This window comes from Sphingobium cyanobacteriorum (assembly GCF_030580935.1).
Classification (GTDB): Bacteria; Pseudomonadota; Alphaproteobacteria; order Sphingomonadales; family Sphingomonadaceae; genus Sphingobium; species Sphingobium cyanobacteriorum.
Map to the genome: position 1 here is coordinate 296,054 of NZ_JAUQOM010000002.1, position 25,132 is coordinate 321,185.

The following is a 25,132-nucleotide window of genomic DNA, read 5'->3' on the forward strand; positions in this document are numbered from 1 at the left end:
GCCATGACCAAACAGCGCATCGGTGTCTATCCCGGCACTTTCGACCCCATTACTTTGGGGCATATGGACATCATTCGGCGTGGTGCGAAGCTGGTCGACAAGCTGGTGATCGGCGTGACCACCAACATCGCCAAGTCGCCCATGTTCTCCGATGAGGAGCGGCTGGAGATGGTGCGCCGCGAATGTGCGGGCATCGACGCGGAAATCGTCGTCACCGGCTTCAATTCCCTGCTGATGGACTTTGCCGAATCGCAGGGTGCCAGCGTCATCGTCCGTGGCCTGCGCGCCGTCGCCGACTTTGAATATGAATATCAGATGGCGGGGATGAACCAGCAGATCAACAGCCGGGTGGAAACCGTTTTCCTGATGGCCGATGTGTGCCTGCAACCGATCGCATCGCGGCTGGTCAAGGAAATCGCGCTCTATGGCGGGCCGATCCACAAATTCGTCAGCCCGGCCGTGCGCGACGATGTGGTCGCACGGGTCGAAGCGACCGGGCGCAAGGGGGCTTGATCCTCTTGCGGGCTGGTGCGGCGTTACAACCTGCCTTGCCGTCATTTTGCCAACGCCTCCCCCGTTTCAGCCTGCGTTCAGTTGCCAAGCGCGATCAGCGCGCTATCAGGGCAGTGCGACCAACGGGCACAGATTTTAAGGAAAGCGTCATTCATGCGTTTCACTAGCGCGCTCAAGACCGCGGCGATCACTTTCGCCTTCACCGCGTCCGCCACGGCCTTTGCCCAGGGCGGCGGGGGCGGCGGCAATGCCCAGGACATGAAGAAGGCGGAAGCGGCCGCGCGCGCGCAGGAAAACGCCAAGTCGCTGGGCACCGACACCGCGGTCAAGCTGCCATCCGCCACCGTGCCGGCCGATCCCCAGAATATCTGGGATCTGGACCTGTCGAGCGGGGGGCGCGTCCGCATCCAGTTGCGCCCGGACATTGCGCCAAACCATGTCGAGCGAATCAAGGAACTGACGCGGCAGGGTTTCTATAACGGCCTGAAATTCCACCGCGTCATCCCCGGTTTCATGGCGCAGGGCGGCGACCCCAAGGGCGATGGCACCGGCGGTTCGCAATTGCCGGACCTGAAGGCCGAATTCAATCCGATGCCGCATCTGCGCGGCACCGTGTCGATGGCCCGCGCCCAGAGCGAGGACAGCGCCAACAGCCAGTTCTTCATCGTGCTGCTGCCGCGTATGCAACTCGACAAGAAATATACCGTCTTTGGCCGGGTGATCGAAGGCATCCAATATGTCGATGCGATTGCCCAGGGCGAACCGCCGGCCAATCCGACCGTGATCCTTCAGGCGTCGATCGAGAGCGACGGCAAGCCGCCGGTGACGGCGCTGCCCCCGCCGCCGCCCGCAGCCCCTTCGATCATCGATACGCCCGCCACGGCGCCAACAAAGCCCGCGCCCGCCCCCCGGAAGAAATAGTCCGGTTCGTCCGGTGATTGGGCCATGCGCGTAGATCTGTTCGATTTCGACCTGCCGCCGGAGAATATCGCGCTCCGGCCGGCGTCCCCGCGTGACAGCGCGCGGTTGCTGTTCGTGCCCGGCGCAGATGCGATGCAGGACCGGATCGTGCGCGATCTGCCGTCGCTGCTGCGCGCCGGCGACGTGCTGGTGTTCAACGATACGAAGGTCATTCCCGCCCAGTTGGAAGGGACGCGCGGCGAGGCGAAGGTCGGTGCGACGCTGCACAAGCGGCTGGGGCTGCGGCAATGGCAGGCCTTCCTGCGCAACGCCAGGCGGGTGCGCGATGGCGACCGGATCGATTTCGGCGCGGGCGTGACCGCGATCGCCGGGCCGCGCGACGCCGATGGCGGTGTGACGCTGGATTTCGAGGGCGAGGAGCCGGTGGAAGTCCTGCTGGAGCGGGCCGGGCGGATGCCGCTGCCGCCCTATATCGCCAGCAAGCGTCCGACCGACGAGCGCGACCGCAGCGATTACCAGACCATGTTCGCGCGCGAGGATGGCGCGGTCGCCGCGCCCACCGCCGCGCTGCATTTCACGCCCGACCTGATGGCCGCGATCGCCGATGCTGGCGTCGGGACAGAGACGCTGACGCTCCATGTCGGGGCCGGCACCTTTCTGCCGGTCAAGGCCGACGATACCGACGACCACCGGATGCACGCCGAATGGGGCCGGATCGACGCGGCGACCGCCGATCGGCTGAACGCCGCGCGCGGGGCGGGCGGGCGGCTGATCGCGGTCGGCACGACATCGCTGCGCCTGCTGGAGAGCGCGGCGGGGGAGGATGGCATGATCCGCCCCTTCGCCGACGAAACCCGCATCTTCATCACGCCCGGCTACCGCTTCCGCGCGGTGGACGGGCTGATGACCAATTTCCACCTGCCCAAATCGACGCTCTTCATGCTCGTGTCGGCGCTGATGGGGACGGATCGGATGCAGGCGGTCTATGCCCATGCGATCGCGACGGGCTATCGCTTCTACAGCTATGGCGATTCCAGCCTGCTGCTGCCGGAGGGCTAAGCGGGCATCGGCATCCGGCCCGCTTGCGCCATCGCATCGTCCAGGAAGCGCAGGAATTGGGGCAGGTCCGTACTCCATGCATCGCTGTCGACCGCTTGCGGTTCCAGCCAGGCATGATGATGCAGCCCCCGCAGCATCGACAGGCGCAGATAGTTGAAGCGCAGGCGATAGGCACCCTCGATGATCGGGAGCAGTTCGACCACATGGGTGCCGGGCCGGGCGAACACCATGTTGGCCAGCCCCGCGCCATGCGGGCCGACGATCAGTTCCGCGCCGTGAAACAGGGCTGCCTGTTCCCATAGCGGCATCTGCGACAGCACGCAGATGGCGAAGCCGCGCTCCGCCAGGGCCGCCTGCAACGCGATTTCGTTGCGCAGCGGGCGGCGGTGGGCGTCGGTGCGGCTGACATAGACAAGTTTCGGCGTCGGCCGCCCGTCCAGCTTCGCCTGGGCATTGGCGATCATCCGGTCGAACACCGGGCGCACATGGGCCCATCCGCGCAAATGCCGCATGCCGATGGGCGAGGAGATCAGCCTTTTGACGAACAGCGTGTCGGACAGGAAGGCCAGCCGGTCGCGGCCAAATCCGGCCAGTTCCAGGGCCGCGACCTCAAAGTCTGGCCCGCCCGCCTTCAGCAGGATGGGCAGTCGTTCGTCCACCCCGTCCCGCAGCATCCATGCGATCGTCGGCATGAAGTTGACCATCCAGTGATACAGGCCGGATGTGGCGACCACCCCGCGCATCGCCAGGTCGATCTGGGGCACGGCGGTCCGGTCGACGGTCGTGATCGGTTTCTTGGCGTTGATCGCGAAGCATCCGGCCTCGTTCCACACCTGACCATAGCGGTCGATGAAAACGTCCGCATATTCGACCACGGGTTGATCGCTGGCGTCCCTCATCCCCTGTTTGAATATCTCCATGTCGGCGTGCAAACGGTCGAGATGGACGGGCTTTGCCTGGGGTGACAGGCACGCAACCACCGTGCCCCACCGGCTTTCCGGGAAATCGGGCAGGGGATCGAAAGCATAGGGGGTCGGCTGCGGTTCGGGCAGAGCGTCGCCGAAAATCGCGTCGTGCAGGCGGGTCATGCGATCGATGACGGGATCGTCGGGCGTCACTTCCTTGACCAGCCGCCGAACATCGCGGATCGCTGCGAACATGCGATGGTGGCGGTGATGCTGCTCGTGGCGCAGCAGCAGGTCGGCGGCGATGGCGAAATGGTGATGGCGCAGCAGCGCCGTTATCCATTTGAAGAAATGGACCGGCGGCATCTCCGCCACGACAGGATCGTGGCAGAGGCGGGTGACGGCCACTCTATCATGCTGCACCATGGCGGATCGAAGCGCGTCGAACAGGGTCTGCACCTGTTCCGACAGCGCCACCTTTTCCACCAGCCCTGCCATCGCCGCATCATGGTCGGCCGCGCGCTGGCGATATTCGGGCAGGATGGGGAAGGGCGCGGCATCCAGCAGTTGCACCAGCGAGGGCCAGCGCCCGATCCGGTCGGTACATTCCAGCGCAATGTCTCCCCCGGTCCAGGTCGACAGGTCGAGCGGCGGTCGCGGGTCGATGCCGACCGACAGATGATGATCGTGGAATTTCGTGCCGTCGCCGGCCACCTGCGGTTCGTCCGCGCCCATCACCGCCCAGCGCGCCGGAATGCCATAGGCATGGGCGATCACCAGCCCGTGCAGCGAAGTCGACACGATATGCGCGCAGGATGCGACCTCATCGATGAACGCTTCGATCTCCTCATGCCCGACCCGGTTGGGCGATATGATGTGGACGCCGTCGATGCGGGGCGGGTTGTTCAGGTGAATCTGGTGCAGGATCAGCCCGACCCGGTGCTTTTTCGGCGCTTTGGCGGGCTGATGGATCAGCGGCATCAGCAGGGCGGGATCGCCGTAGATGGGGTCGACCTTGCCGCCCGATCGCAGCACCAGGTCGCGGGTCAACGGCCCGCGCACCGATCGATAATCGGCATCGGCCGCCAGGCGATCGGTCATGCGCGGCGTGCCGCTGCCCCAGACGATGGTGCCCGGCTTGGCGAATTTGACGATCGAGCCGATGGCGATGATGCGTGGTCCGCGCCTGACCCGGACGGGCGGGATGCCGCTCAGCTTTTCGACCAGATAGGGGTTGAGGATGTCGCCGAAATTGCCGGGGAAGGGGGATTCCATCCACCAGAGCGGCGGCCGGTCCGCCACCGGCAGGCCCATATCCCGCGCGCGCTGTTCGGCGGCGACGCGCACCAGTCCGCTGGCGGCGAAAGCGGCGCTCTTGCCGCCTTTCGCCTGAAGCCGGCGCAGAACCGGCGCCGCCCGTTCATATTGGTCAAGGTCGAAGCTGGCCTCGACGAACAATTTGGCGATGTCCAGTTGCTCCAGCCGGGGATCGACCTGCTTGGCGATCCGCATCGCCTGACCCGGATCGCCCCGGTTCAGGTGAATCTGGCCGAGCCGCGCGCCGATTTCGACATTGGCGGGGTCCAGGCGCAGGCCCTGCGACAGGAAGGCGATGGCATCGGCTGGCCGCCGATCGTCACTGGCCTGCGCCGCGAAATCCCGAAGCAGGGCGACCTGCCGGCGGCTTTCCACCAAAGCGGTGCGATCCGCGGCGGCATCGACCGGATTGTGCCAGCGCCGGCTCCTGGAAAATTGGACGCATGTGCGGGCGGTTGGCGGCTGGTCGCCATGCACCGCCAGCGCGGCGTCGAAGATATGGACGCCGAGCGGCTCTGCGAAGCTGCGAAAGCCCTGTTCGATGAAATAGGCGTCGGTCGCCCGCGCATCCGACGCCTGTTCCAGATCATGGATATGGGACAGGAGCCGTGCCGCCTTGTCCGACCCGGAAAAGAACAGGCAACCGGCCATGAACAGCGGATCGCCGGTGGCCGGGTCATGATCCTGCAAGCGCCCTGATCCGGTCAGGAACGCGCCAAAGTCGGCGCCGGAATGCAGCAACGGGTCGGGGCGCCGGAGCAGGCGCGCGTCGATGTCGATCCACAGCACGCCATCGGGGTGGCAGGCGAGCATGTCCCGCAGGAAGCCGATCTTGCGCCGGCAGATCTGATGCCATTCCAGACCGTCCACATCGTCCATTGCCCGCAGGTCATGCCGCAGGTTCAGCCGATCGCAATCAGCCCGTAACTGGTCGGCCGCTTCGTGATAGTAGCGCCTGCCGCCATGAAAGCTGACGATGGCATGATTTTGGACCGGCATGCAGACTCCGCGCTGATATCATCGGTGGGCAATGTCATGGGATACGCCAGGGCGCGGTGAGGCCGGGCCAGCGCAAGGGGGGGCACTCGTTCAGGTGCGTCCTACGAACAGAAACGCCACCGCCGCCATGATGCACAGGAAGGCGGCGGCATGGCGCCAGTGGAGCGGTTCGCCCAGCACCGTCACCATGAAGCCGCCGAAGATGATGAGGGCGATCGCTTCCTGCGCGATCTTGAGCTGCCCCGCGCTCCAGCCATGGGCGAAGCCGATGCGGTTGGCGGGCACGGCCAGGCAATATTCGATGAAGGCGATGCCCCAACTGATCATGATCACCAGCAGCAGCGGCTTTTCCATCCCGCCCTTGAGATGCCAATACCAGGCGATGGTCATGAAAAGGTTGGAAAAGACAAGCAATATGATCGTCGGCATGGAGGCCTCAGCGAGGAAGGAGGCATCGCTTTGGCATCATCTGCCGGCCCTGCGCAAGTCGCCATGCGCAGGGCCGGCATGCGAAAGGCCCGGCGCGACGGCCGGGCCTTTGCTATGTGGCGGTCAGGGCCTAGCGATAGCGCCTGAAACTGTCGGCTGTGCTGCTGCTGGCCATATTTTCGCTGGTCCAGCCACCGCCATTCTGGTCGCGATTGCCGAACAGGGCGGTCTGTTCATGCTCGGCGCGCCAGGCGTCCTGGGCCTGGGCGGCGGTTTTTTCCAATGTCACCTTGGTCGCATCGACCGACTTGATCCAGCTTGACGGGATCGAATGGTGCACGCCGCCCGAATCCTGATCGCTTTTGGTCAGGATGATGCGGTCGCCGCGCAGCTTGTCCACGGTGCCGACATGCTCGCCGTCGCTGCCGACCACCTCATGATGTTCGCGCACCTGCTGGATCGCCTGCCGCTGTTCACCACGGCGATTGCGCCAGGTGCCGAATTCAGTGTTGAAGCGGTCGCGATTTTCGCGCTGATATTCGTTGTAATCGCGGTCCAGTTCCTCGATCCGCTGCTGGCGCCAGGCATGATAGTTGCTGTCATGATGCGCGCCATAATCCTGCTGCGGGCCGTAGCCGGTGACACGGGAGCCATGGTCCTCATTCCCATAGCCGCTGCGTTCGCCGCTATAGGGGCGGAAGCCGCGTCCGGGCAGATAGTCGTTGCCCGACGCCGCAGCATAGCCCAGCCGGCTCGACTGGTCGCGCGGATCGCCATAGGGACGGTTATAATATTCGTCATATTCGCGGCGACGTTCGGCCTCTTCGTCACCGAACCAGCTTCGGATCTCGTCACCGGCCCGGTCGAAGAAGCCCCGATCGTCATAGTCATAATCGGCCGGGGGACGGCGATAATCGGGTCCGCCGAACTGGCCGCGCGTGCCGTAGCGATAGCCCCGCTCGTCGCGCTGACCGCGATAGCGATCACCCCGGTCCCATCCGGTGGTATGGCGATCTTCACCATAGCGGCGTCCGCCTTGATAACCCATCGTCCTTCTCCTTCTTGTCCTGTCGAAACCCGCACGGCGTCGATGGAGGCGATAATGGACGCAAGGGGGGCATCGTTCCGGGCGTTACGCGCGGGTAATATCCGGTTGAAACACCGCCCTGTCGCACCGGAATCCCCCGCTTTTCCGATGGGTTGATCCAGATCAGCGCCGACGCCGCTTTTTTCCGCAAAAGACCGTTGCAAGGGCCAAATCGCTCGCCTATAGGCAGCGCTCCTTCGGGGGCCTTAGCTCAGCTGGGAGAGCGCGTCGTTCGCAATGACGAGGTCAGGGGTTCGATCCCCCTAGGCTCCACCACCCCCCCCTTTCGGGGGTTGTTTCCAAAGGACATCGCCGCCTAGAGCGATTTTCATGACAGAGATGGATCAGGTGAGCCGTCCGGCCGCGACGGTGGTGATCGTGCGCGATCGTCCGGGCGCCGCGCCCGAATTGCTGATGGTGGAGCGGGCATCGACCATGGCGTTCGCGGCCGGCGCACTGGTCTTTCCCGGTGGCGCAGTGGATGACGCCGACCGCGCGCTGGCGACGCAGATCGACCATGGGCTGGATCTGGACGAAGCGGCGGGGCGCATCGCGGCGATTCGCGAAACGATCGAGGAAGCGGGGCTGGGCATCGGGCTGACAGGGCCGGCAGAGGCCGCCCTGGTGCTGCGGCTGCGCGACGGACTGCATGACGGCAAGCCGCTGGGCGACCTGCTTGCGCGTCACGGCGTCGGTCTGGCGCTCGACACGCTGACGCCCTTTGCGCGGTGGCATCCCGCGCCTTCTGATCCGGTGCGGCGCATCTTTGATACCCGCTTCTATCTGGCGCGTGCACCCGCAGGGCAGGTGGCGAGCGTCGACACGAGCGAGAATGTCCGCCTTTTCTGGGGTACGGCGGCGGACATCATCGCCCGGTGCGACGCGGGGCAAGACCATGTCATCTATCCTACCCGCCGCAATCTGGAGCGGCTGGCGCTTGGCGCCTGCCATGCCGACCTGGTCGCCCATGCCACCGCCTTTCCGGTGGAGAAGGTGCGCCCCTGGCGGGAGGAGCGGGACGGGGAAGTGCATCTGTGCATCCCCGATCATCTTGGCTATCCCGTCACGTCACAGCCCCTGCGGCAGATACGCCGGGGCTGATCGATGCGCCGGCTGCGTCTGATCCTGCTGTGGCGGGTGCTGGTGTGGAGCGCCGTCCTGCTGCTGGCACTATGGGCTTATGGCTGGATACGGCAACGGCCGCAGGATTTGCCCTGGACCGATCTTGACCTGGGCCAGCCGGTCGGGCTGTTCACCGGCCGCAAACTTGCCGCGCTGACCGGCGACAGCGCCCGATGCCAGGCGCTGCTCGACCGGGCGGGGATTGCCTATGTGGCGATGAAGCCGGGCGGCGCGGCGCAATGCGCCTATGCCGATGCGGTGCGGTTGCAGGCCGAACGCGGCACGATCGCCCTGGTGCCCGATGCGGTTGCGCCGTCCTGCCCGGTGGTGGCCGCGCTCAAATTATGGGAATGGCAGGTGGTGCAGCCGGCGGCGTTGCGGCTTTACGGCCAGCCGGTGCGCACTATCCGTCATCTGGGCAGTTATAGCTGCCGCCGCCTCTATGGCCGCAGCCAGGGCAATTACAGCGAACATGCGACCGCTGATGCGATCGACATCGCGGCCTTCATCCTGAAGGATGGCCGGCAGGTCAGCGTGCGGGAGGACTGGGTGGGCAAGGGCCGGGATGCGGCTTTCCTGCGCATGGTGCGGGATGGCGCTTGCGGCCTGTTTTCGACCGTGCTGTCGCCCGATTACAATGCGGCGCATCGCGATCACTTCCACCTTGACCAGGCAGAGCGCGGCGCAACCGGATGGCGCGCCTGTCGATAATCGCGCGCATGAAAAAGGGCCCGCCTTTGCAGGCGGGCCATGCTAGGGGACCATATAGCGACTGTTCGATTAATCCGCCGCATTCTCCACGGCCTTGCCGGCGCTCTGCACGTCGCGGCCGGCGCCTTCGACGGTATTGCACGCAGCGACCATCAGCGAGCCTGTCAGCAGCAGCGCGGCCAGGATTTTCTTCGTCATCGGAAACCTCCTCAAAAAAACTTCGTGGCCGCCCGGACAGCGCCAGCGCGGCGACAGAGGGGAGAACCCGCCCCGGCGCATTCCGTTCCGGTGCCGGAAAGATAATGATTTCAAAGGGAAAATAGCCCACAAAAAGTCTGAGCCCGGAACGTGTCGGGGGGGGGAGACGTTCCGGGCTCATATTTTGTGGATAGCAAGAGCGGGGGGCAAAAGATTTGCTATCCGAAATGTACAACCCCCCAAGCGCCAGCAAGGTTCCCGAAAGACAGAAAAAATCTGCATTTTTAAATTGCCGGAATAACAGCCACTTCGTTGGTTAGTGGCGATTAACCGGATAAAAGTCGCCAGATCGGCAGGGAAAAAGCGCGATCAGATCAGCGGTCGGCCGCTGTTGCGATATTCGGCGCGAATGCCGGAATCGGGCAGGCTATCATTCTGTGTACGGGGCGACGGCGCAGGCCAGTCGACCGCAGGCGCACCCGGCGCCAGCGTCGCTGCGGGCGGTATATAGGGCGCACCCATCAGTTCGACCGGCGGCTGGGCGGGCCTGGCCGGCCACACCGTCCGCGCCGGGCCGGAAATCGTCTCACGCCCCAGATAGATGTCACGGAACGCCGCTGCCGTGCCGTTGAAGCCGGGGTTGCGGTAAAAGATATGCGCGCCGATCACCGCCACCGGCGCCAGGCTGGACGACCAGGCCGGACGCACCGCCAGCGTATGATAATGGGTGGCGAGGCCGACCGGCGCATACACCCGCCCCGCCAGCGCATCGGCGGCCACGCGCCGTGCCCGTGCCCAGGCGGCGGCGGCCGGCGCCCGCGCCATGGCGCCGTCGCAACTGAAGGTGAACTGGCATTTATAGTCGGCGCGTTCCGACCCCTGATAGACGACGCCGCACACGCTGTTGGGCCAGAGCGGGCTGCGCACCCGGTTGAGCACCACCTGCGCCACCGCGCGCTGGCCGTCCTCCGGTTCGTTGCCGGCTTCATAATAGATGGCGTTGGTCAGGCAGTTGAGCGCGCGATAGCTGTCGAGCGGGCTGACCCCGCGGAAAATCGCGGCGGGCGCGGCCTTGACCGCCTCCAGCCCCAGCACATGCTGGCTTTTGACCGTTTCGACGCCCGGCACCGGGTCGAACGCGCCCTCGGCAAAGAAGAAGGCCGATCCGGGGAAATTCTGCCCGACTTCTTCGGCTGGATCGGCAAAGCGCCCGGCGGCCTGCCCGCCATCCAGCATGTCCAGCGGCGCGGCGGTGATCAGGCGCGGGGCGACAAGCGCCAGCAGCGCGATCAGCAGGATCGCGACTTGCCCTTTCCATCCCTGAAACCAGGCCAATGCCGACATGATGCGCCCTGAAAAAATCTGCGACCCAAGCGTCGCGCAGGGCCGCCTTACACCAAGAGGCCGGCCAATGCTGCCCCGCTTGCGCGCCTGTGCCGGGATGGGACGGGGTAGGGCGCAAAGGTTAAAATCCCCCCTTTTGCCCGCGCAGCATTCCCTTGCTTGGCAAAGCCGCGCCGCCTCCGCTATGCGTGCGCCATGCTGCTTCAACCAGATAGTCTCGCGCTCATCGGCAACACCCCGCTCGTGCGCCTCGCCGGCCCGTCGGAAGAGACGGGCTGCGACATTTTCGCCAAATGCGAATTCGCCAATCCCGGCGCCTCGGTAAAGGACCGGGCCGCCCTGTTCATCGTCAACGATGCCGAGGAAAAGGGGCTGCTCCAGCCCGGCGGCACGATTGTCGAGGGGACGGCGGGCAATACCGGCATCGGGCTGGCGCTGGTCGCCAATGCCAAGGGGTACAAGACGATCATCGTCATGCCCGAAACCCAGAGCCGCGAAAAGATGGACACGCTGCGCGCGCTGGGCGCGGAACTGGTGACGGTGCCGGCGGCGGCCTATTCCAACCCCGGCCATTTCGTCCACACCTCGCGCCGGCTGGCCGAGGAGACGGAAGGGGCGATCTGGGCCAACCAGTTCGACAATATCGCCAACCGCAAGGCGCATATCATCGGCACGGCCGAGGAAATCTGGACGCAGATGGAGGGCCGGGTCGACGGCTTCACCTGCGCGGCGGGCACCGGCGGCACGATCGCGGGCGTCGGGCTGGGCCTGAAAGCCAAGGATGAGGCCGTCACCATCGCGCTCAGCGATCCGCACGGCGCGGCGCTCTTTAACTATTACGCCCATGGCGAGTTGAAGGCGGAAGGGAGCAGCGTCGCCGAAGGTATTGGCCAGGGGCGCATCACCGCCAATCTGGAAGGCGCGCCGATCGACACGCAGTTCCGCATCTCGGACGAGGAGGGGCTGCACTGGGTTCGCCGACTGCTGGCCGAGGAAGGACTGTGCCTGGGCCTGTCGTCGGGCATCAACGTCGCGGGCGCGGTGGCGCTGGCCAGGCAATTGGGGCCGGGCAAGCGGGTCGTGACGATCCTGTGCGACACCGGCTTCCGTTACCTTTCCACCCTTTACAACCGGCAATGGCTGGAATCTAAGGGCTTGACGGTATTCCCCTGGCTCGCGCACACTGCATGATCAGCCGACACGGGTTGCGGCGAAGAGAAAAAGAGCAAAATCATGGCTGAAACACCCCGCCGTCAGGAAGGGTTGCAGCGCGTCCAGATCGGCCTGACCGGACTGGCGGGCGTCGTGCTGCTCGTCGGCCTGGCCAATATCGTGATCGAAAAAGCGCGGATGGACGACGCTGCCTTGCCGCCGCCGGTGGTGCCGACGCTGACGCAGAATGCCGTGTCGGCGAAGGACCCGCTGGCCGAACTGGGTGTTCAGCCTTCGGCCGAGCAGGCGCCGATCGTGCCCGATCTTCAGCCCGATCCCAATATCCGCAGCCGCGACTCCGCGCCGCAGCAGCGCTGATCAGGATGGGCGACGGGCGAGCGTGCCGCCGATGAAGGCGGGCCTTGCGCGATTCCTGTGGCTCTGGCTGCCGCCGCTGGCGATCTTTCTCGCCGGATTGCGGCGCGCCTTCCTGACCGGGCAGGCCGATCCCTGGGACTGGGGCGTGCCGGCCGCCCTGCTGCTGGCGGGCGCGGGCCTGTTGCTGGCGCGGTGGGGCTGGACGACGCTGACATGGGCGACGCTGGCATGGGTGGCGCTGGGCAGCGCCGGGATGGCGATGCTGTTCTGTGCCGTGGCGGCGGCGCGCGCGCCCGATCCGGGGGCGGCGATCGGATTGCTGTTGCTGGCTTTGCTGGCGGCGTTCGGCGGTGCGCGCCTTCGTCCGCCGTCTGTTTCAGGCGTTCTTCTCCTGCTCCTCGCCGCGCTTCTCCTCTGGCGCGGGCCGGCCCATCCGATCCAGCCTGTCCCGGATCGTCCCGGTCTGGCGGTCATCACCGGCCTGCCGCTTTTCTGGGATGAGGCGGGCCGGGCCGGGCGCCGGGACGCGCCCATCATCGCCGTCCTGCGCACCCGTTTCACAGTCATGCCAATGGACGATGCGCGCGCGCTCGCTACGGCGGGCATGGACAGGCTGCTGCTGGCCCAGCCCCGCGCGCTGACGCCCGTGCAACTGGTTGCGATCGACCAATGGGTGCGGCGTGGCGGTACGGCGCTGGTCCTGGCCGATCCGTTGCTGCGCTGGCCATCAGACCTGCCGCTGGGCGACCGCCGCCGCTCGCCTTCGATCAGCTTGCTCGACCCGTTGCTGGCGCATTGGGGATTTCATCCTGACGGCGCGCCAAAATCCATGGAAATCCGGCATTTCCTGCCGGATGGCGACTTGCTCACCTTGTCCGGCGCGCAGCTTCATCGCGGCGGGCTGCCGGCGTACCGGCGGATCGGCAGGGGCAAGGTGCTGCTGCTGGGCGACGCCGATCCGATCGACGACCGGCTCTGGCTCGCCGATCCGGCCCATCCGCGCGATCCCCGCTATTGGGTGGCCGATACACCCGCCTGCATCATGCGCTGGCTGGGCGGTGTGCCCGTCCCCGGCGATCGTCGCTGGATGCTGGAAGCGGACGACGTGCAGAACGGCATCCGCTGGGCGCTTGTGGCCGGGACATTCTGGGCGGTGATGGGCGCGATCCTGCTGCGCCGGGAAAGGCGCGGTTCCCGGCCCGGAACAAAAGGGGAAGGTGACGGGGTAAAGGAGGGCAAATCCGGTTAGTCCCGAATTTCACCGTCTTTTCCCATCCTCACCCATGCTTTCCCATTGCAGTCCATCCCTATGCTTGGTAGGAAAACCAGCATTGGGGTTCGTCAGGCTTTTGTTCAGTCCTGTGCGCCGGATGCTCTTTTCGCGATTCCGGCGGAAGGCGGCCTGCGTCCCGGATAAAAGGGGCCAGTTTCCAGCGTGTCGGATGTCATTCTCTATTCGGGCAACGCATTCAGCGTCGCGGACGGCAAGGGCCGTTTCGTGCTGCCCCTGGAGATGCGCAAGCTGGTCAACCAGGCCAGCGGCGGGCAGAATCGCCTGTGCCTGTCGGTCCATTTCGACAATGGCTGCGCCACCGGATTCGGCCTGTCGCACAAGCAGTTCCTGTTCGACGAGGTGGAGGAACTGGAGCGTCTGGCGCGCGAGGCGAATCGCCCCTTCAATGGCGACCTGGAGCGCGAGAATCGGCTGGGTACGATCGAGGACGTGAATTTCGACGATGGCGGCCGTTTCTTCCTGCACCCCGACATCAAGGAAGAAGCCGGCATCACCGACGCGATCTTCTTCTATGGCGTCGGCCGTTATTTCCAGCTCTGGAAGCCCGAAGCGCTGGTCGCCAGCCCGGATCGCCCGGCGTTGATCCGCAACAAGGTCAAGCGCTGGATCGATGCCCGCGCCGCAGGGGATGGCAAGTGAGCGCCCTCGCCGCCGCGCCCCATGTCCCGGTTCTCCTCGCTGAAGTGCTCGACGCCCTCGCCATCGCCCCTGGCGAGGTGCATGTCGACGGCACGTTCGGCGCGGGCGGCTATAGCAGTGCCATGGCGATGGCGCAGGCGCGCGTATTCGCCTTCGATCGCGACCCTGATGCGATCCGCGAAGGGCAGGCGGTGGCCGACGCCCATGGCATCATGCTGATCCCCGGCGAATTTTCGCGCATGGTCGAATTGCTGGCAGAGCACGGCATCGGCAAGGTGTCGGGCATCACGCTCGACATCGGCGTATCCTCGATGCAGCTCGACCGGGTGGAGCGCGGCTTTTCCTTCCAGTCGGACGGCCCGCTCGACATGACGATGAGCCAGGACGGCATGAGCGCCGCCGATTTCCTCAACAGCGCCGCGGAAGAGGAGATTGCCGACATCATCTACCGCTATGGCGAGGAGCCGCGTTCGCGCCGTGTCGCCCGCGCCATCGTGGAAGCGCGCCCGCTGGAGCGCACCAGCCAGCTTGCCGCCGTGGTCCGCCGCGCGCTGGGCCACAAGCCGCATGACAAGAAAGACCCCGCGACCCGCACCTTCCAGGCGATCCGCATCCATGTGAACCGGGAACTGGAGGAACTGGAGCGCGCGCTGGATGCGGCCGAAACGCTGCTGGAAGAGGGTGGCCGTCTGGCGATCGTCACCTTCCACAGCCTGGAGGACCGGATCGTCAAACAGTATCTGCGCAAGCGCAGCGGCGGCGAAGGGGCGGGGTCCAGGCATTTGCCGGCCCGTGCCGTCGCCGATGCCCCCACCTTTGCCCGGCCGGCCAAGCCGGTGCGCGCGGGTGCGGCGGAACTGGCGCGCAACCCCCGCGCGCGGTCCGCCACGCTGCGCGCTGCCGTTCGTACATCCGCCCCCGCCTCTTCCACCCGGAGTAACCGCGCATGATCGCCGTCAAGAGGTTGCAGAGCCTGATCTGGGTGATCCTGGTCGCGCTGGGGGCGCTGGGCGCGTACATGGTGTCGCTCAAGGTCGCGACCGAGCGCAACGAATTGATGAAGGTCCGTGCCCAGATTGCGCGGGCAAAGGCGGATATCCGTTATCTGGAAACCGAATTCAGCGCGCGCTCCTCGATGCGGCAGCTCGAAAGCTGGAACCAGCATGATTTCCTCTATGCGACCCCCACCGCGCAGCAATATCTGGGCGGGGAGCAGGCGCTCGCCCATCTGGACGGCATTCAGCCCAATGGCCCCGATTATGTCGCGCCGCCGGTGATGGTGGCGATGGTGGAAACCCCGGCCGACCTGCCCTCCGCCCCGCAAAAGGCGCCCGAAAGCCCGGCCGCCACCCAGATCCGCAGCGACATCGCGGTGATCCGCGAGGCGCATGCCGCCGACAATGTCGACAAGCTGCCCAGGCCCGCGCCCCGCACCCCGGCGATCCAGGCGAAGGTGGACGCCGATATGACCAAGCCCAATCCGATCGCGCGCAAGGCGGAACGGATGGCGATGCTCGACGCCAAGCTGCTGGACGACAATACGCTGGGCGACCTCAGCGCGCGGGCGGCGCGCGAAAAGCGCAAGGAGGCGCGCTGATGGCCACGATCATCGTCCAGCCCGGCGGTCCCCGCGCCGGGCGGCAGCGGGTGAACCTGACCGCCATCGCCCATAACCGGCTGATGCTGCTGCTGCTGATGTTCATGGGCATTACCGGAATCCTGATCTGCCGGCTCCTGTGGGTCGGCATTTCTGCCCATGGGGCAGGGGGCGATGATGCGCTGTCCGCCTTTGTCCCCGCGCGCGCCGACATTGTCGATCGCAACGGCGTGCCGCTGGCCCGCACCATGGACGCCTATTCGGTCGCTGTCCGCCCTTCCAGGCTGATCGGCGATCCGGCTGAACTGGCGCGCAAGCTGCACGAGATTTTCCCCGACGAATCCGAAGCCGCCTTTCACAGGAAACTGACCGGGCGTGGCTGGGCCTATCTGCGCCGCCGCGCGCTGCCCGAAGAGGTAGCGGCGGTGAATACGCTGGGCGAGATCGGCATCGAATTCCCGCGCGAGAAGGAGCGCCTCTATCCGCAGCGCTCGCTCGCGGCGCATGTGCTGGGCTTTGCCCCCAATGCCGAAGGCGTGGGTGGCATGGGCGTGGAAGCGGCATTCAACGACCGGATGACCGACGTGGCGCAGCGCGGCAAGCCCTTCGCCCTGTCGATCGACAGCCGGGTCCAGGGCGCGCTGGAAAGCGAACTCTACGCCCAACTGGTGCAGACCAGGGCGAAGGGCGCGGGCGGCATCATCATGGACGCCAACACCGGCGAAATCATCGCCATGGCCTCCATCCCCGTATTCGATCCCAACAAGCTGCAAAACTACGCCGGCAAGCGGTGCTCCGAATCGCCGCTCTGCAACCATATGGTGCAGGCGCGCTACGAACTGGGTTCCGCCTTCAAGCCGCTGTCGATCGCCGCGGCCATGGATGCCGGCGTCGTCACGTCGATGAGCAAGCGCTATGACGCGACGGCGCCGCTCGCTGTCGCGGGCTTCCGCATCAAGGATGATCATCCGCTCGGCCGCTGGATCAACGTGCCGGAGATATTGGTGCACAGCTCCAATATCGGCACCGCGCGCATCGCCGACGCCATGGGTGCGGCGCCGCTGCAAAAAATGTTCCGCAGCGTCGATTTCGACCAGCGCGCCCCGATCGAGTTCAACGAACGGGCCAAGGGCATCTGGCCGTCGAGCTGGGGCCGCATCACCAGCATGACCACCTCCTATGGCCATGGCATCGCGGTCACGCCGCTGCATCTGGCGGCGGCCTATGCCGCCTTGGTCAATGGCGGCATCTGGCGGCCCGCGACCGTGCGCAAGCTGGATGCCGCCGACGTGCCGGAGGGGCGCCGCGTCTTTTCCGCCGCCACCAGCGCGCGGATGCGGCAACTGTTGCGGATGATCGTGTCGGCGGGTACAGGGCGAAGTGCCGACGCCAAGGGTTTCCGGGTGGGCGGCAAGACGGGTTCCGCCGAAAAGCCCCAGGAAGGGCGCTATAACAAGACTTCGCTGGTGACGACTTTCGCTTCTGCCTTCCCGATGGACAATCCCCGCTATGTCGTGGTCGCGATCATGGACGAGGCGACGGGCCAATATGGCCTGCGCACCGCCGCATGGACCGCAGCGCCCGTGGTGAAGCGCGTGATCGAGCGTACCGGGCCGATGCTGGGCGTGATGCCGGACGAACGGCGGGACGTGGACATATCCGATTTGATGCCGCTGCTGCACGGCGACAAGGAGAAAGAGTGATGCGCCTCGGGTCGCTAATCGAGGCACTGGATGTCGAGGTCGGGGAACAAGCCGGCCTCGACATGTCCGTTACAGGCTTTGCCATCGACAATCGCAAGGTCGCGCCGGGCACCATATTCGGCGCCTTCCAGGGCCTGCGCGTCAATGGCGAGGCATATATTCCCGACGCGGTGAAGGCCGGGGCGGTCGCGGTGGTGGCACGCCCGGAGGCAAGGGTTGAGGGGGCGATCCACATCGCCCATCCCAATCCCCGCCGCCTCTTCGCGCTGCTCGCCGCGCGCTATTTCGCGCCCTTCCCGGACGTGACCGTGGCCGTCACCGGCACCAATGGCAAGACCAGCACGGTCGAACTCGCGCGGCAGCTCTGGCGGATGCTGGGGCAGAAATCCGCGTCGATCGGCACGCTGGGCGTCACCACGGCGGTCGATCAGGTATCCACCGGCCTCACCACGCCGGACATCGTCACCTTCCTGGCCAACATGTCGGGGTTGAAGCGCGAAGGCATCACCCATGCCGCGTTCGAGGCGTCGAGCCATGGCCTGGACCAGTATCGCACCGAAGGGCTGCCGGTGCTGGCGGGCGCCTTCACAAACCTGTCGCGCGATCATCTCGACTATCATGGCGACATGGACCGCTATTTCGACGCCAAGATGCGGCTGTTCGACGAAGTGGTGTCGGCCGATGGCGCGGCGGTGGTCTGGGCCGATGATGCATGGTCGGCGAAGGTCATCGACCGGGTGCGGGCACGCGGCCTGCGCCTTTTCACCGTGGGCGCGCAGGGGCAGGCGCTGCGCCTCGTCAAGCGCACCCCGACCCAGCTCGGCCAGACGCTGGACATCGATGCGGACGGCAAGACCTGCAAGGTGAACCTGCCGCTGATCGGGGCCTATCAGGCCGCCAATGCCCTGACCGCCGCCGGGCTGGTCATCGCGACGGGCGGCGATACCGCCAAAGTGCTGGAACTGCTCGGCCGGGTCCAGCCGGTGCGCGGCCGGCTGGAACGTGCGGTCATCAGCCGGGCCGGCGCGCCGGTCTATGTCGACTATGCCCATACGCCCGATGGCCTGCGCGCCGCGATCGAGGCATTGCGGCCCCATACGCGCGGCCGGCTGATCGCGCTGTTCGGCGCGGGCGGGGATCGTGATGCGGGCAAGCGCCCCCTGATGGGTAAGGTCGCCGCCGAACTGGCCGACCATGTCATCGTCACCGACGACAATCCCCGGTCGGAAGACCCATCCGCCATTCGGGCCGCCGTGCTGGCCGGTGCGCCGGGGGCGCAGGAAGTCGGCGGCCGCCGCGCCGCCATCGCCGCCGCCATTGCGCAGGCGGGCGCGGATGACATTGTCCTGCTGGCGGGCAAGGGCCATGAACAGGGCCAGATCATCGGCGACCGGGTGCTGCCGTTCGATGATGTGACCGTGGCGCGGGAGTGCGCGGGTTGATGCATCATACGCATTCACCGAACGGGGGCTTGTGCTGATGCCCCCCCTCTGGACCTCCGCCCAAATCGCAGAAGCCACAGGCGGCGCCGCGTCGGCGCCGTTCGCCGTTTCGGGCGTCGCCTTTGACAGCCGCGAAGTCGGGCCGGGCGATCTGTTCGTCGCGATGAAGGGCGAGACGACCGACGGCCACAAATTCGTGGACAAGGCATTCGGTCAGGGTGCGGCAGGGGCGATCGTCAGCGAACCCGTCGCGCATCCCCATGTCCTGGTGCGCGACAGCGCCCTCGCGCTCGAAGCGCTGGGAGTGGCGTCGCGCAAGCGCATGGGTGGCAAGCTGATCGGCGTCACCGGATCGGTCGGCAAGACCGGCACCAAGGAAGCCCTGTTTCAGGCGCTCGACCGCGCCGCACCGGGGCAGGTGCATCGGTCGGTCAACAGTTACAACAATCATGTCGGGGTGCCGCTCAGCCTCACCCGGATGCCGCGGGACAGCGCCTATGGCGTGTTCGAAATGGGCATGAACCATGCCGGCGAACTGGCGGCACTGACCCGGCAGGTGCGTCCCCATGTCGCGATCGTCACCGCCATCGCGCCCGCCCATATCGAATTTTTCGGCACCGAAGCGAAGATCGCGGAGGCCAAGGCGGAGATTTTCGAGGGGCTGGAGCCGGGCGGCACCGCGATCATCCCCTATGACAGCCCCCATGTCGCGACCCTCTACAACAAGGCGGAGCGCCATGCGGCGCGCATCCTGACCTTCGGCATGAGCCGCGAGGCCGACATCCACGCGCTGGAAATCGTGGCCGCGCCGGGTGGCGGCAGCCTGGTCACGGCGAAGCTGCCCGACGCTGAACTCTGTTTCACCGTCGCCGCGCCGGGGGATCATTGGGTGTCCAATGCGCTGGCCGTGCTGGCGGCGGTCGATGCGCTGGGTGGCGATCTGGCGGCGGCTGGGCTGGCGCTTGCCGAAATGCCGGGCCTGCCGGGCCGGGGTGAACGGCATATCCTGCCGGTCGCAGGCGGGCAGGCGTTGCTGATCGACGAAAGCTACAACGCCAATCCCCTGTCCATGACCGCAACGCTCACGCAATTGGGCCGCGAGACGGCCGAGCGCCGCATCGCCATCCTGGGCGGCATGCGCGAACTGGGTGATCGCAGCGCGGAACTGCATGCCGGCCTTGCCGAACCGCTGCGTGCGGGTCAGGTCGATTTCGCCATCCTGGTGGGTGCCGAAATGGCGCCGCTGGCTGCCATGCTCGATGGGTTCATACCCTACGTCCATGTGCCCGACACGGCGGCGGCCATCCCCCTCATCCAAACCGAAATGCGCGCGGGCGACGCGATCCTGGTCAAGGGTTCCAACGGTGTCGGCCTGTCCCGCCTGGTCGCCACCCTTGGCCAGGCGGCCCGCGACGGAGATAGTGAATAATGCTCTACTGGCTGGCCGAAACCCTCGATTTCGCAGGTGTTTTCAACCTGATCCGCTATCTGTCCTTCCGGGCCGGCGCGGCGATCTTCACCGCGCTGGTCATTGGCCTGGTCATCGGGCCGAAATTCATCGGCTGGCTGCGCGTCCGCCAGGGCAAGGGACAGCCGATCCGCGACGACGGCCCGCAAAGCCATCTCGCCAAGCGCGGCACGCCGACCATGGGCGGGCTGATGATCCTGACCTCCATGGTCGCTTCCGTGCTGCTGTGGATGGACCTGTCCTCCACCTATGTCTGGGCCTGCCTGTTCGTGACGCTGGGCTTCGGCGCGATCGGCTTCCTGGACGATTATGACAAGGTGACAAAGGCCAGCCACAAGGGGCTGTCGGGCAAGATGCGCCTGGCCTTCGAATTCCTGATCGCGGGTGTCGCGGCCTGGATGATCGTGCATCAGCATGGCAATACCGCGCTGTACGTACCCTTTTACAACGGCCCGGCGATCGAACTGGGGCCGTTCTACTTCTGCTTCGCCGCCTTCGTGATCGTGGCGTTCGGCAATGCGGTGAATTTGACCGATGGCCTTGACGGGCTGGCCACCATGCCGGTCATCATCGCCAGCTTGGCTTTCCTGCTGATCGTCTATCTGGTCGGTCGCGCGGATTTCGCCCAATATCTGGGCATCCCCCATGTGCCGGGCGCGGGCAACCTCACCATCCTGTGCGGGGCGATCATAGGCTCCGGCCTTGCCTTCCTCTGGTTCAACGCGCCGCCCGCCGCCGTGTTCATGGGCGATACCGGGAGCCTCGCGCTGGGCGGGACGATCGGCGTGATCGCCGTCACCGCCCATCATGAAATCGTGTTGGGCATCATCGGCGGCCTGTTCGTGGTGGAGGCGCTGTCGGTCATCATCCAGGTCTTTTTCTACAAGCGCACCGGCAAGCGGGTGTTCCGCATGGCGCCGATCCACCATCATTTCGAGCAACTGGGCTGGGCCGAACCGACCGTGGTGATCCGTTTCTGGATCATCGCCTTCGTGCTGGCGCTTGCCGGCCTCGCCACGCTGAAGCTGAGGTAAGCGGATGATCGTTTCGGAGGCTTTCAAGGGCAAGACCTATGCCGTGCTGGGGCTGGCGCGGTCCGGCCTCGCGACTGTCGCCACGCTGGTCACCAGCGGCGCGCGCGTCGTCGCCTGGGACAGCCGGGAAGAAGCGCGCGCCCTTGTCGAGGGCAAGGCGGAGCTTGGCGATCCGATGGAGATCGACCTTGGCGGTTTCGACGGCATCGTCGTGTCGCCGGGCGTGCCCTTGAACCGCCACCCGATCGCGATGCGCGCCAGAATCGCTGGCGTGCCGATCATCGGCGACATCGAACTGTTCGCGCTCGCCCGCCCGACGCTGCCGCCGCACAAGGTCGTCGGCATCACCGGCACCAACGGCAAGTCGACCACCACCGCGCTGATCCACCATATCATCGAACAGGCGGGTTATCCCACGGTGATGGGCGGCAATATCGGCCTGCCGATCCTCAGCCAGCCGCCGCTGGAACCGAACCTGCATGGCGTGGGCATCTATGTGCTGGAACTGTCCAGCTACCAGATCGACCTGACGCATAGTCTGGACTGCGATGTCGCGGTGCTGCTCAACATCACGCCGGATCATCTCGATCGGTACGATGGGTTCGAAGGCTATGTCGCGTCCAAAGCACGGTTGTTTGCGATGCAGTCGGCTGGACATAAGGCGGTGATCGCGATCGACGATGAGCCGAGCCGGTCTATATCGAACCAGATCTGTGCCGCCAAGGGAAGCGGGGAGGATGTGGTGGAGGTAGCATCGACCCAAGTCGATGCCACTGAGCAGCTTGCATGGCCCGCACTCCAAGGGCCGCACAATGCTCAGAATGTGGCGGTCGCGATGGTGACGGCCGCCGTATTGGACATTGATGCTGCCACTACAAAAGCGGCCCTCGCCAGCTACGCCTCGCTCCCCCACCGGATGCAGGCCGTCGGCACCCGTAACGGCGTCCTTTACGTCAATGACAGCAAGGCAACGAACGCCGCATCGACCGCGCCGGCACTCGCCGCATGGCCCGCGATCGACGGCAAGCCCCGCATTCACTGGATCCTGGGCGGCGTCGCCAAGTCCGACAATCTGGACGAGTGCGTTCCCCATTTCGCCAATGTCGCGCACGCCTACACCATCGGCGAAGCGGGGCATATGTTCGCCGATCTGCTGCGGCCCCATATGGCGGTGGACGACAGTGAAATGCTAAGCGCCGCCGTCCGCCGCGCCGCGCGCATCGCGCAGCCGGGCGACGTGGTGCTGTTGTCGCCGGCCTGCGCCAGTTTCGACCAGTTTCGTGATTTCGAGGCGCGCGGCGACGCTTTCGCCGCCGCCGTCGCGGCGCTGGAACAGGGCGGCGAATAGCCAGCAAGGCCGGGGGGCAACGCGATGGGCAGGGAAGGGACGACACGCATGTTCAGGGCTGGCGAACTGGTGAAGGGGTTCCGCACCCGCACCGTGCCGCGCGAACGCACCGCGCTCGCCATCTGGTTCTGGGAAATCGACCGCGTCCTGCTGTCGCTGATCGTGGCGCTGATGGCGATCGGGCTGGTCGCCGTTGCCGCCGCGTCCCCCGTCGCGGCAATCGATCGGTCCACGGCGCAGGTCGCGGTCAATCCGCTGATCTATTTCTATCGCCAGTTGATGTGGGTGTTCTTCGGTCTGCCGATCATGCTGGTCATCTCCATGCTGCCCCGGCCGCAGGCGCGGCGGCTGGCGATTTTCCTGTGCGCCTTCTTCTTCGTCCTGCTGTTGTGCGTGCCGATCCTGGGCAGCGTGGTGAACGGGGCCAAGCGCTGGATCGACCTGCCCGGCTTCCGGCTCCAGCCTTCGGAGTTTCTGAAACCCGCCTATGTCGTGACCACCGCCTGGCTGCTGTCGCTGCGTGGCAAGGACGCCAGCCTGCCCGTCATTCAGGCGACCGGCATCATGACCCTGATGATCGCCGGCATCCTGATGAAACAGCCCGATTTCGGCCAGACGGTGATCTTCCTGGCCTGCTGGGGCTGCCTGCTGTTGTTGTCGGGGCTGGAAATGCGCTGGATCGCGATGCTGGCGGGCGCGGGGCTGGCGGGGCTGGTCGCAGTCTATATGTTCTATGAAAATGGCCGGCAGCGGATCAACGACTTTCTGGGCATCGGGGTACAGATGGATACCGGGCCGGACCAGACCGACCTCGCCTTCCGCACCATCACCCATGGCGGCTTCACCGGCGTCGGGCCGGGCGGCGGCCAGAACAAGTTCCGCCTGCCCGAAGCGCATACCGACTATATCTTTTCGGTCATTGGCGAGGAGTTCGGCCTGCTTGCCTGCATCGCCATCGCCTGTGTCTATCTGGCGATCGTGGTGCGCGTGCTGCTGCGCCTGCTGGACGAGGAGGATAATTTCACCATCCTGGCCGCCGCCGGCCTCACCACCCAGTTCGGATTGCAGGCGATCATCAACATGGGCGTCAATGCGCAGATATTTCCGTCCAAGGGCATGACGCTGCCCTTTATCAGCTACGGTGGCTCCTCTATGCTCGCGCTTTGTATCGGCGTCGGCCTGCTGCTCGCATTCACGCGGCGCAACCCCTTCATGGGTCGGCACACGGTCGTCAAATGGAGTGGTCGATGAGCATTTCCCGTCACTTCGTCCTGGCCGCCGGCGGGACGGGTGGACATATGATTCCAGCCCATGCCGTGGCCGAGGAACTGATGGCGCGCGGCCATCATGTCGCGCTCGTCACCGATGAGCGCGGGGCGAAGATCCCCGGCATCTTCGATCATGCGCCGGATAACAGGGCGCAGGTCCATGTCATGCCTGCGGGGCGCATGACGAAGAATCCGGCAAGCTGGCCCGGCGCGCTGAAGGCGATCTGGGCCGGCCGCGCCATGGCCCGTCGCCTCAACGAAACCTTTCGCCCGACCGCCGTGGTCGGCTTTGGCGGCTATCCCGCCATGCCCGCGCTGCTGGGCGCGCTGGCCGATGGCATCCCGACCGCCATCCATGAACAGAATGCCGTGTTGGGCCGGGTCAACCGGCTGCTGGCGGGCCGGGTCGATGCGATCGCGACCGCCTATCCCGATGTCGAGCGGCTGAAACCCGGTCATGCCGCCAAGGTCCATCTGATCGGCAATCCGGTGCGCGAGGAAGTGAAGCAGTTGCGCGAGGAGGAATTCCCCGCGCTGACCGACGAAAGCGTGTTCCGGGTGCTGGTGATCGGCGGCAGCCAGGGCGCGACCATCCTCTCCAGCGTCGTGCCCGAAGGGCTGTCGATGCTGCCCGTCGCGCTGCGCCGCCGCCTGCAAGTCACGCAGCAATGCCGGGCCGAGGATATCGAGCGCGTGCGCAAGACCTATGCGGAGATGGAAATTCCCGCCGATCTCGCCACCTATTTCAACGACGTGCCCGAAAAGCTGGGCTGGGCGCATCTGGTGATCGCGCGGGCGGGCGCGTCGACGCTGGCCGAACTGACCTGCGCCGGCCGCCCGGCGATCCTGATCCCGTTGCCCAGCGCCATGGACGATCATCAGACCGCCAATGCGAAGGAAATGACCGAGGCCGGCGGCGCGCGCACCATCCCGCAGGCGCGCTTCACCGCGGTCGAACTGGCCAAGCAGATGCAGAAGATGGCGATGGAGCCGGGCGCGCTCCAGAATGCGGCGAAGCGCGCGCGCAGTTGCGGCCGCCCCGATGCCGCGCGCGACATGGCCGACCTGCTCGAAAGCATCGGCCACGCGCCTATCGTCAACGATCCGGTGCGGGTCGGGCCGATGCCGACCACGCTCAATCTGGCGGGGGTGCCGGCTTGACGTGCGCACGCCACACGCATCCCAGCGAAGGCTGGGATCGCCC

23 protein-coding genes and 1 tRNA gene are annotated in these 25,132 nt (G+C 66.0%); 19 read left to right on the forward strand and 5 right to left on the reverse strand.

Annotation, left to right across the window (positions count from 1 at the left end; genetic code table 11):
• Positions 1 to 3 precede the first annotated feature (3 nt).
• From coaD to queA, 3 genes are all read left to right on the forward strand, one after another.
• Positions 4 to 513, forward strand: coding sequence for a pantetheine-phosphate adenylyltransferase (coaD, locus tag Q4610_RS06320; protein ID WP_304535146.1), 510 nt, complete (start codon positions 4 to 6; stop codon positions 511 to 513).
• 153 nt (positions 514 to 666) lie between these two features.
• Positions 667 to 1,434: a peptidylprolyl isomerase gene (locus Q4610_RS06325; protein ID WP_304535147.1), complete on the forward strand. Its 768-nt coding sequence runs from the start codon at positions 667 to 669 to the stop codon at positions 1,432 to 1,434.
• Between the two features lie 24 nt (positions 1,435 to 1,458).
• On the forward strand, positions 1,459 to 2,493 hold the full coding sequence (gene queA / locus Q4610_RS06330) for a tRNA preQ1(34) S-adenosylmethionine ribosyltransferase-isomerase QueA (RefSeq protein WP_304535148.1): 1,035 nt from the start codon (positions 1,459 to 1,461) through the stop codon (positions 2,491 to 2,493).
• Here queA and Q4610_RS06335 read toward each other — a convergent pair.
• From Q4610_RS06335 to Q4610_RS06345, 3 genes are all read right to left on the reverse strand, one after another.
• Complete coding sequence (locus Q4610_RS06335) at positions 2,490 to 5,714, reverse strand: glycosyltransferase 61 family protein (RefSeq protein ID WP_304535149.1); 3,225 nt, start codon at positions 5,712 to 5,714, stop codon at positions 2,490 to 2,492. The genes queA and Q4610_RS06335 overlap by 4 nt on opposite strands.
• A 90-nt stretch (positions 5,715 to 5,804) precedes the next feature.
• Positions 5,805 to 6,143, reverse strand: coding sequence for a DMT family protein (locus Q4610_RS06340; protein WP_304535150.1), 339 nt, complete (start codon positions 6,141 to 6,143; stop codon positions 5,805 to 5,807).
• Positions 6,144 to 6,273: 130 nt separating this feature from the next.
• Positions 6,274 to 7,191, reverse strand: coding sequence for a DUF2171 domain-containing protein (locus Q4610_RS06345; protein ID WP_304535151.1), 918 nt, complete (start codon positions 7,189 to 7,191; stop codon positions 6,274 to 6,276).
• A gap of 239 nt (positions 7,192 to 7,430) precedes the next feature.
• Between Q4610_RS06345 and Q4610_RS06350 the strand changes: the two genes are divergently transcribed.
• From Q4610_RS06350 to Q4610_RS06360, 3 genes are all read left to right on the forward strand, one after another.
• A tRNA-Ala gene (locus Q4610_RS06350) sits at positions 7,431 to 7,506 on the forward strand.
• Between the two features lie 54 nt (positions 7,507 to 7,560).
• On the forward strand, positions 7,561 to 8,331 hold the full coding sequence (locus tag Q4610_RS06355; RefSeq protein WP_304535152.1) for an NUDIX hydrolase: 771 nt from the start codon (positions 7,561 to 7,563) through the stop codon (positions 8,329 to 8,331).
• Positions 8,332 to 8,334: 3 nt separating this feature from the next.
• Positions 8,335 to 9,063, forward strand: a complete 729-nt coding sequence (locus tag Q4610_RS06360) for an extensin-like domain-containing protein (RefSeq protein WP_304535153.1) — start codon at positions 8,335 to 8,337, stop codon at positions 9,061 to 9,063.
• Positions 9,064 to 9,132: 69 nt separating this feature from the next.
• On the opposite strand, the gene Q4610_RS06365 is transcribed toward Q4610_RS06360, so the two are convergent.
• Positions 9,133 to 9,261 (reverse strand): entericidin A/B family lipoprotein, encoded by a 129-nt coding sequence (locus Q4610_RS06365; RefSeq protein WP_066518334.1) that lies wholly within the window; start codon positions 9,259 to 9,261, stop codon positions 9,133 to 9,135.
• A gap of 369 nt (positions 9,262 to 9,630) precedes the next feature.
• Positions 9,631 to 10,605: a cell wall hydrolase gene (locus Q4610_RS06370; protein ID WP_304535154.1), complete on the reverse strand. Its 975-nt coding sequence runs from the start codon at positions 10,603 to 10,605 to the stop codon at positions 9,631 to 9,633.
• A 195-nt stretch (positions 10,606 to 10,800) separates the two neighbouring features.
• On the opposite strand from Q4610_RS06370, the gene Q4610_RS06375 reads away from it, so the two are divergent.
• The 13 genes from Q4610_RS06375 to murG all read left to right on the forward strand — a co-directional run bounded on the left by Q4610_RS06375 (position 10,801) and on the right by murG (position 25,089).
• Positions 10,801 to 11,796 (forward strand): cysteine synthase A, encoded by a 996-nt coding sequence (locus Q4610_RS06375; protein WP_304535155.1) that lies wholly within the window; start codon positions 10,801 to 10,803, stop codon positions 11,794 to 11,796.
• A 42-nt stretch (positions 11,797 to 11,838) separates the two neighbouring features.
• Positions 11,839 to 12,135 carry a hypothetical protein gene (locus tag Q4610_RS06380; RefSeq protein ID WP_304535156.1) on the forward strand — a complete coding sequence of 99 codons (297 nt, stop codon included), beginning with the start codon at positions 11,839 to 11,841 and terminating at the stop codon, positions 12,133 to 12,135.
• A gap of 31 nt (positions 12,136 to 12,166) precedes the next feature.
• A complete protein-coding gene (locus Q4610_RS06385; protein ID WP_304535157.1) occupies positions 12,167 to 13,384 on the forward strand; it encodes a Gldg family protein in 1,218 nt (405 codons plus the stop codon).
• A 186-nt stretch (positions 13,385 to 13,570) separates the two neighbouring features.
• Entirely contained in the window at positions 13,571 to 14,068 is a 498-nt protein-coding gene (locus Q4610_RS06390) for a division/cell wall cluster transcriptional repressor MraZ (protein WP_304535158.1), read from the forward strand.
• Complete coding sequence (rsmH, locus tag Q4610_RS06395) at positions 14,065 to 15,018, forward strand: 16S rRNA (cytosine(1402)-N(4))-methyltransferase RsmH (protein WP_304535159.1); 954 nt, start codon at positions 14,065 to 14,067, stop codon at positions 15,016 to 15,018. Before Q4610_RS06390 ends, rsmH begins: the two co-directional genes overlap by 4 nt.
• The gene (locus Q4610_RS06400; protein ID WP_304535160.1) at positions 15,015 to 15,665 is read left to right on the forward strand and encodes a colicin transporter; all 651 of its coding nucleotides are present in this window, start codon (positions 15,015 to 15,017) and stop codon (positions 15,663 to 15,665) included. Before rsmH ends, Q4610_RS06400 begins: the two co-directional genes overlap by 4 nt.
• Positions 15,665 to 17,368: a peptidoglycan D,D-transpeptidase FtsI family protein gene (locus Q4610_RS06405; protein WP_304535161.1), complete on the forward strand. Its 1,704-nt coding sequence runs from the start codon at positions 15,665 to 15,667 to the stop codon at positions 17,366 to 17,368. Before Q4610_RS06400 ends, Q4610_RS06405 begins: the two co-directional genes overlap by 1 nt.
• Positions 17,368 to 18,810 carry a UDP-N-acetylmuramoyl-L-alanyl-D-glutamate--2,6-diaminopimelate ligase gene (locus Q4610_RS06410; protein WP_304535560.1) on the forward strand — a complete coding sequence of 481 codons (1,443 nt, stop codon included), beginning with the start codon at positions 17,368 to 17,370 and terminating at the stop codon, positions 18,808 to 18,810. Before Q4610_RS06405 ends, Q4610_RS06410 begins: the two co-directional genes overlap by 1 nt.
• A 37-nt stretch (positions 18,811 to 18,847) precedes the next feature.
• Complete coding sequence (locus Q4610_RS06415; RefSeq protein ID WP_304535162.1) at positions 18,848 to 20,239, forward strand: UDP-N-acetylmuramoyl-tripeptide--D-alanyl-D-alanine ligase; 1,392 nt, start codon at positions 18,848 to 18,850, stop codon at positions 20,237 to 20,239.
• Positions 20,239 to 21,312, forward strand: a complete 1,074-nt coding sequence (mraY, locus tag Q4610_RS06420) for a phospho-N-acetylmuramoyl-pentapeptide-transferase (RefSeq protein WP_304535163.1) — start codon at positions 20,239 to 20,241, stop codon at positions 21,310 to 21,312. The genes Q4610_RS06415 and mraY overlap by 1 nt, the downstream gene beginning before the upstream one ends.
• A 4-nt stretch (positions 21,313 to 21,316) precedes the next feature.
• Positions 21,317 to 22,660: a UDP-N-acetylmuramoyl-L-alanine--D-glutamate ligase gene (gene murD / locus Q4610_RS06425; RefSeq protein ID WP_304535164.1), complete on the forward strand. Its 1,344-nt coding sequence runs from the start codon at positions 21,317 to 21,319 to the stop codon at positions 22,658 to 22,660.
• A 48-nt stretch (positions 22,661 to 22,708) separates the two neighbouring features.
• The gene (locus tag Q4610_RS06430; protein ID WP_304535165.1) at positions 22,709 to 23,911 is read left to right on the forward strand and encodes an FtsW/RodA/SpoVE family cell cycle protein; all 1,203 of its coding nucleotides are present in this window, start codon (positions 22,709 to 22,711) and stop codon (positions 23,909 to 23,911) included.
• Complete coding sequence (gene murG, locus Q4610_RS06435; RefSeq protein WP_304535166.1) at positions 23,908 to 25,089, forward strand: undecaprenyldiphospho-muramoylpentapeptide beta-N-acetylglucosaminyltransferase; 1,182 nt, start codon at positions 23,908 to 23,910, stop codon at positions 25,087 to 25,089. The genes Q4610_RS06430 and murG overlap by 4 nt, the downstream gene beginning before the upstream one ends.
• The last annotated feature ends 43 nt before the right edge of the window (positions 25,090 to 25,132 follow it).

Coding starts and splice junctions, on each gene's coding strand:
- coaD (WP_304535146.1), top strand. CDS start 4: ATGACCAAACAGCGCATCGGTGTCTATCCCGGCACTTTCGACCCCATT.
- Q4610_RS06325 (WP_304535147.1), top strand. CDS start 667: ATGCGTTTCACTAGCGCGCTCAAGACCGCGGCGATCACTTTCGCCTTC.
- queA (WP_304535148.1), top strand. CDS start 1,459: ATGCGCGTAGATCTGTTCGATTTCGACCTGCCGCCGGAGAATATCGCG.
- Q4610_RS06335 (WP_304535149.1), bottom strand. CDS start 5,714: ATGCCGGTCCAAAATCATGCCATCGTCAGCTTTCATGGCGGCAGGCGC.
- Q4610_RS06340 (WP_304535150.1), bottom strand. CDS start 6,143: ATGCCGACGATCATATTGCTTGTCTTTTCCAACCTTTTCATGACCATC.
- Q4610_RS06345 (WP_304535151.1), bottom strand. CDS start 7,191: ATGGGTTATCAAGGCGGACGCCGCTATGGTGAAGATCGCCATACCACC.
- Q4610_RS06355 (WP_304535152.1), top strand. CDS start 7,561: ATGACAGAGATGGATCAGGTGAGCCGTCCGGCCGCGACGGTGGTGATC.
- Q4610_RS06360 (WP_304535153.1), top strand. CDS start 8,335: ATGCGCCGGCTGCGTCTGATCCTGCTGTGGCGGGTGCTGGTGTGGAGC.
- Q4610_RS06365 (WP_066518334.1), bottom strand. CDS start 9,261: ATGACGAAGAAAATCCTGGCCGCGCTGCTGCTGACAGGCTCGCTGATG.
- Q4610_RS06370 (WP_304535154.1), bottom strand. CDS start 10,605: ATGTCGGCATTGGCCTGGTTTCAGGGATGGAAAGGGCAAGTCGCGATC.
- Q4610_RS06375 (WP_304535155.1), top strand. CDS start 10,801: ATGCTGCTTCAACCAGATAGTCTCGCGCTCATCGGCAACACCCCGCTC.
- Q4610_RS06380 (WP_304535156.1), top strand. CDS start 11,839: ATGGCTGAAACACCCCGCCGTCAGGAAGGGTTGCAGCGCGTCCAGATC.
- Q4610_RS06385 (WP_304535157.1), top strand. CDS start 12,167: ATGAAGGCGGGCCTTGCGCGATTCCTGTGGCTCTGGCTGCCGCCGCTG.
- Q4610_RS06400 (WP_304535160.1), top strand. CDS start 15,015: ATGATCGCCGTCAAGAGGTTGCAGAGCCTGATCTGGGTGATCCTGGTC.
- Q4610_RS06405 (WP_304535161.1), top strand. CDS start 15,665: ATGGCCACGATCATCGTCCAGCCCGGCGGTCCCCGCGCCGGGCGGCAG.
- Q4610_RS06410 (WP_304535560.1), top strand. CDS start 17,368: ATGCGCCTCGGGTCGCTAATCGAGGCACTGGATGTCGAGGTCGGGGAA.
- Q4610_RS06415 (WP_304535162.1), top strand. CDS start 18,848: ATGCCCCCCCTCTGGACCTCCGCCCAAATCGCAGAAGCCACAGGCGGC.
- mraY (WP_304535163.1), top strand. CDS start 20,239: ATGCTCTACTGGCTGGCCGAAACCCTCGATTTCGCAGGTGTTTTCAAC.
- murD (WP_304535164.1), top strand. CDS start 21,317: ATGATCGTTTCGGAGGCTTTCAAGGGCAAGACCTATGCCGTGCTGGGG.
- Q4610_RS06430 (WP_304535165.1), top strand. CDS start 22,709: ATGTTCAGGGCTGGCGAACTGGTGAAGGGGTTCCGCACCCGCACCGTG.
- murG (WP_304535166.1), top strand. CDS start 23,908: ATGAGCATTTCCCGTCACTTCGTCCTGGCCGCCGGCGGGACGGGTGGA.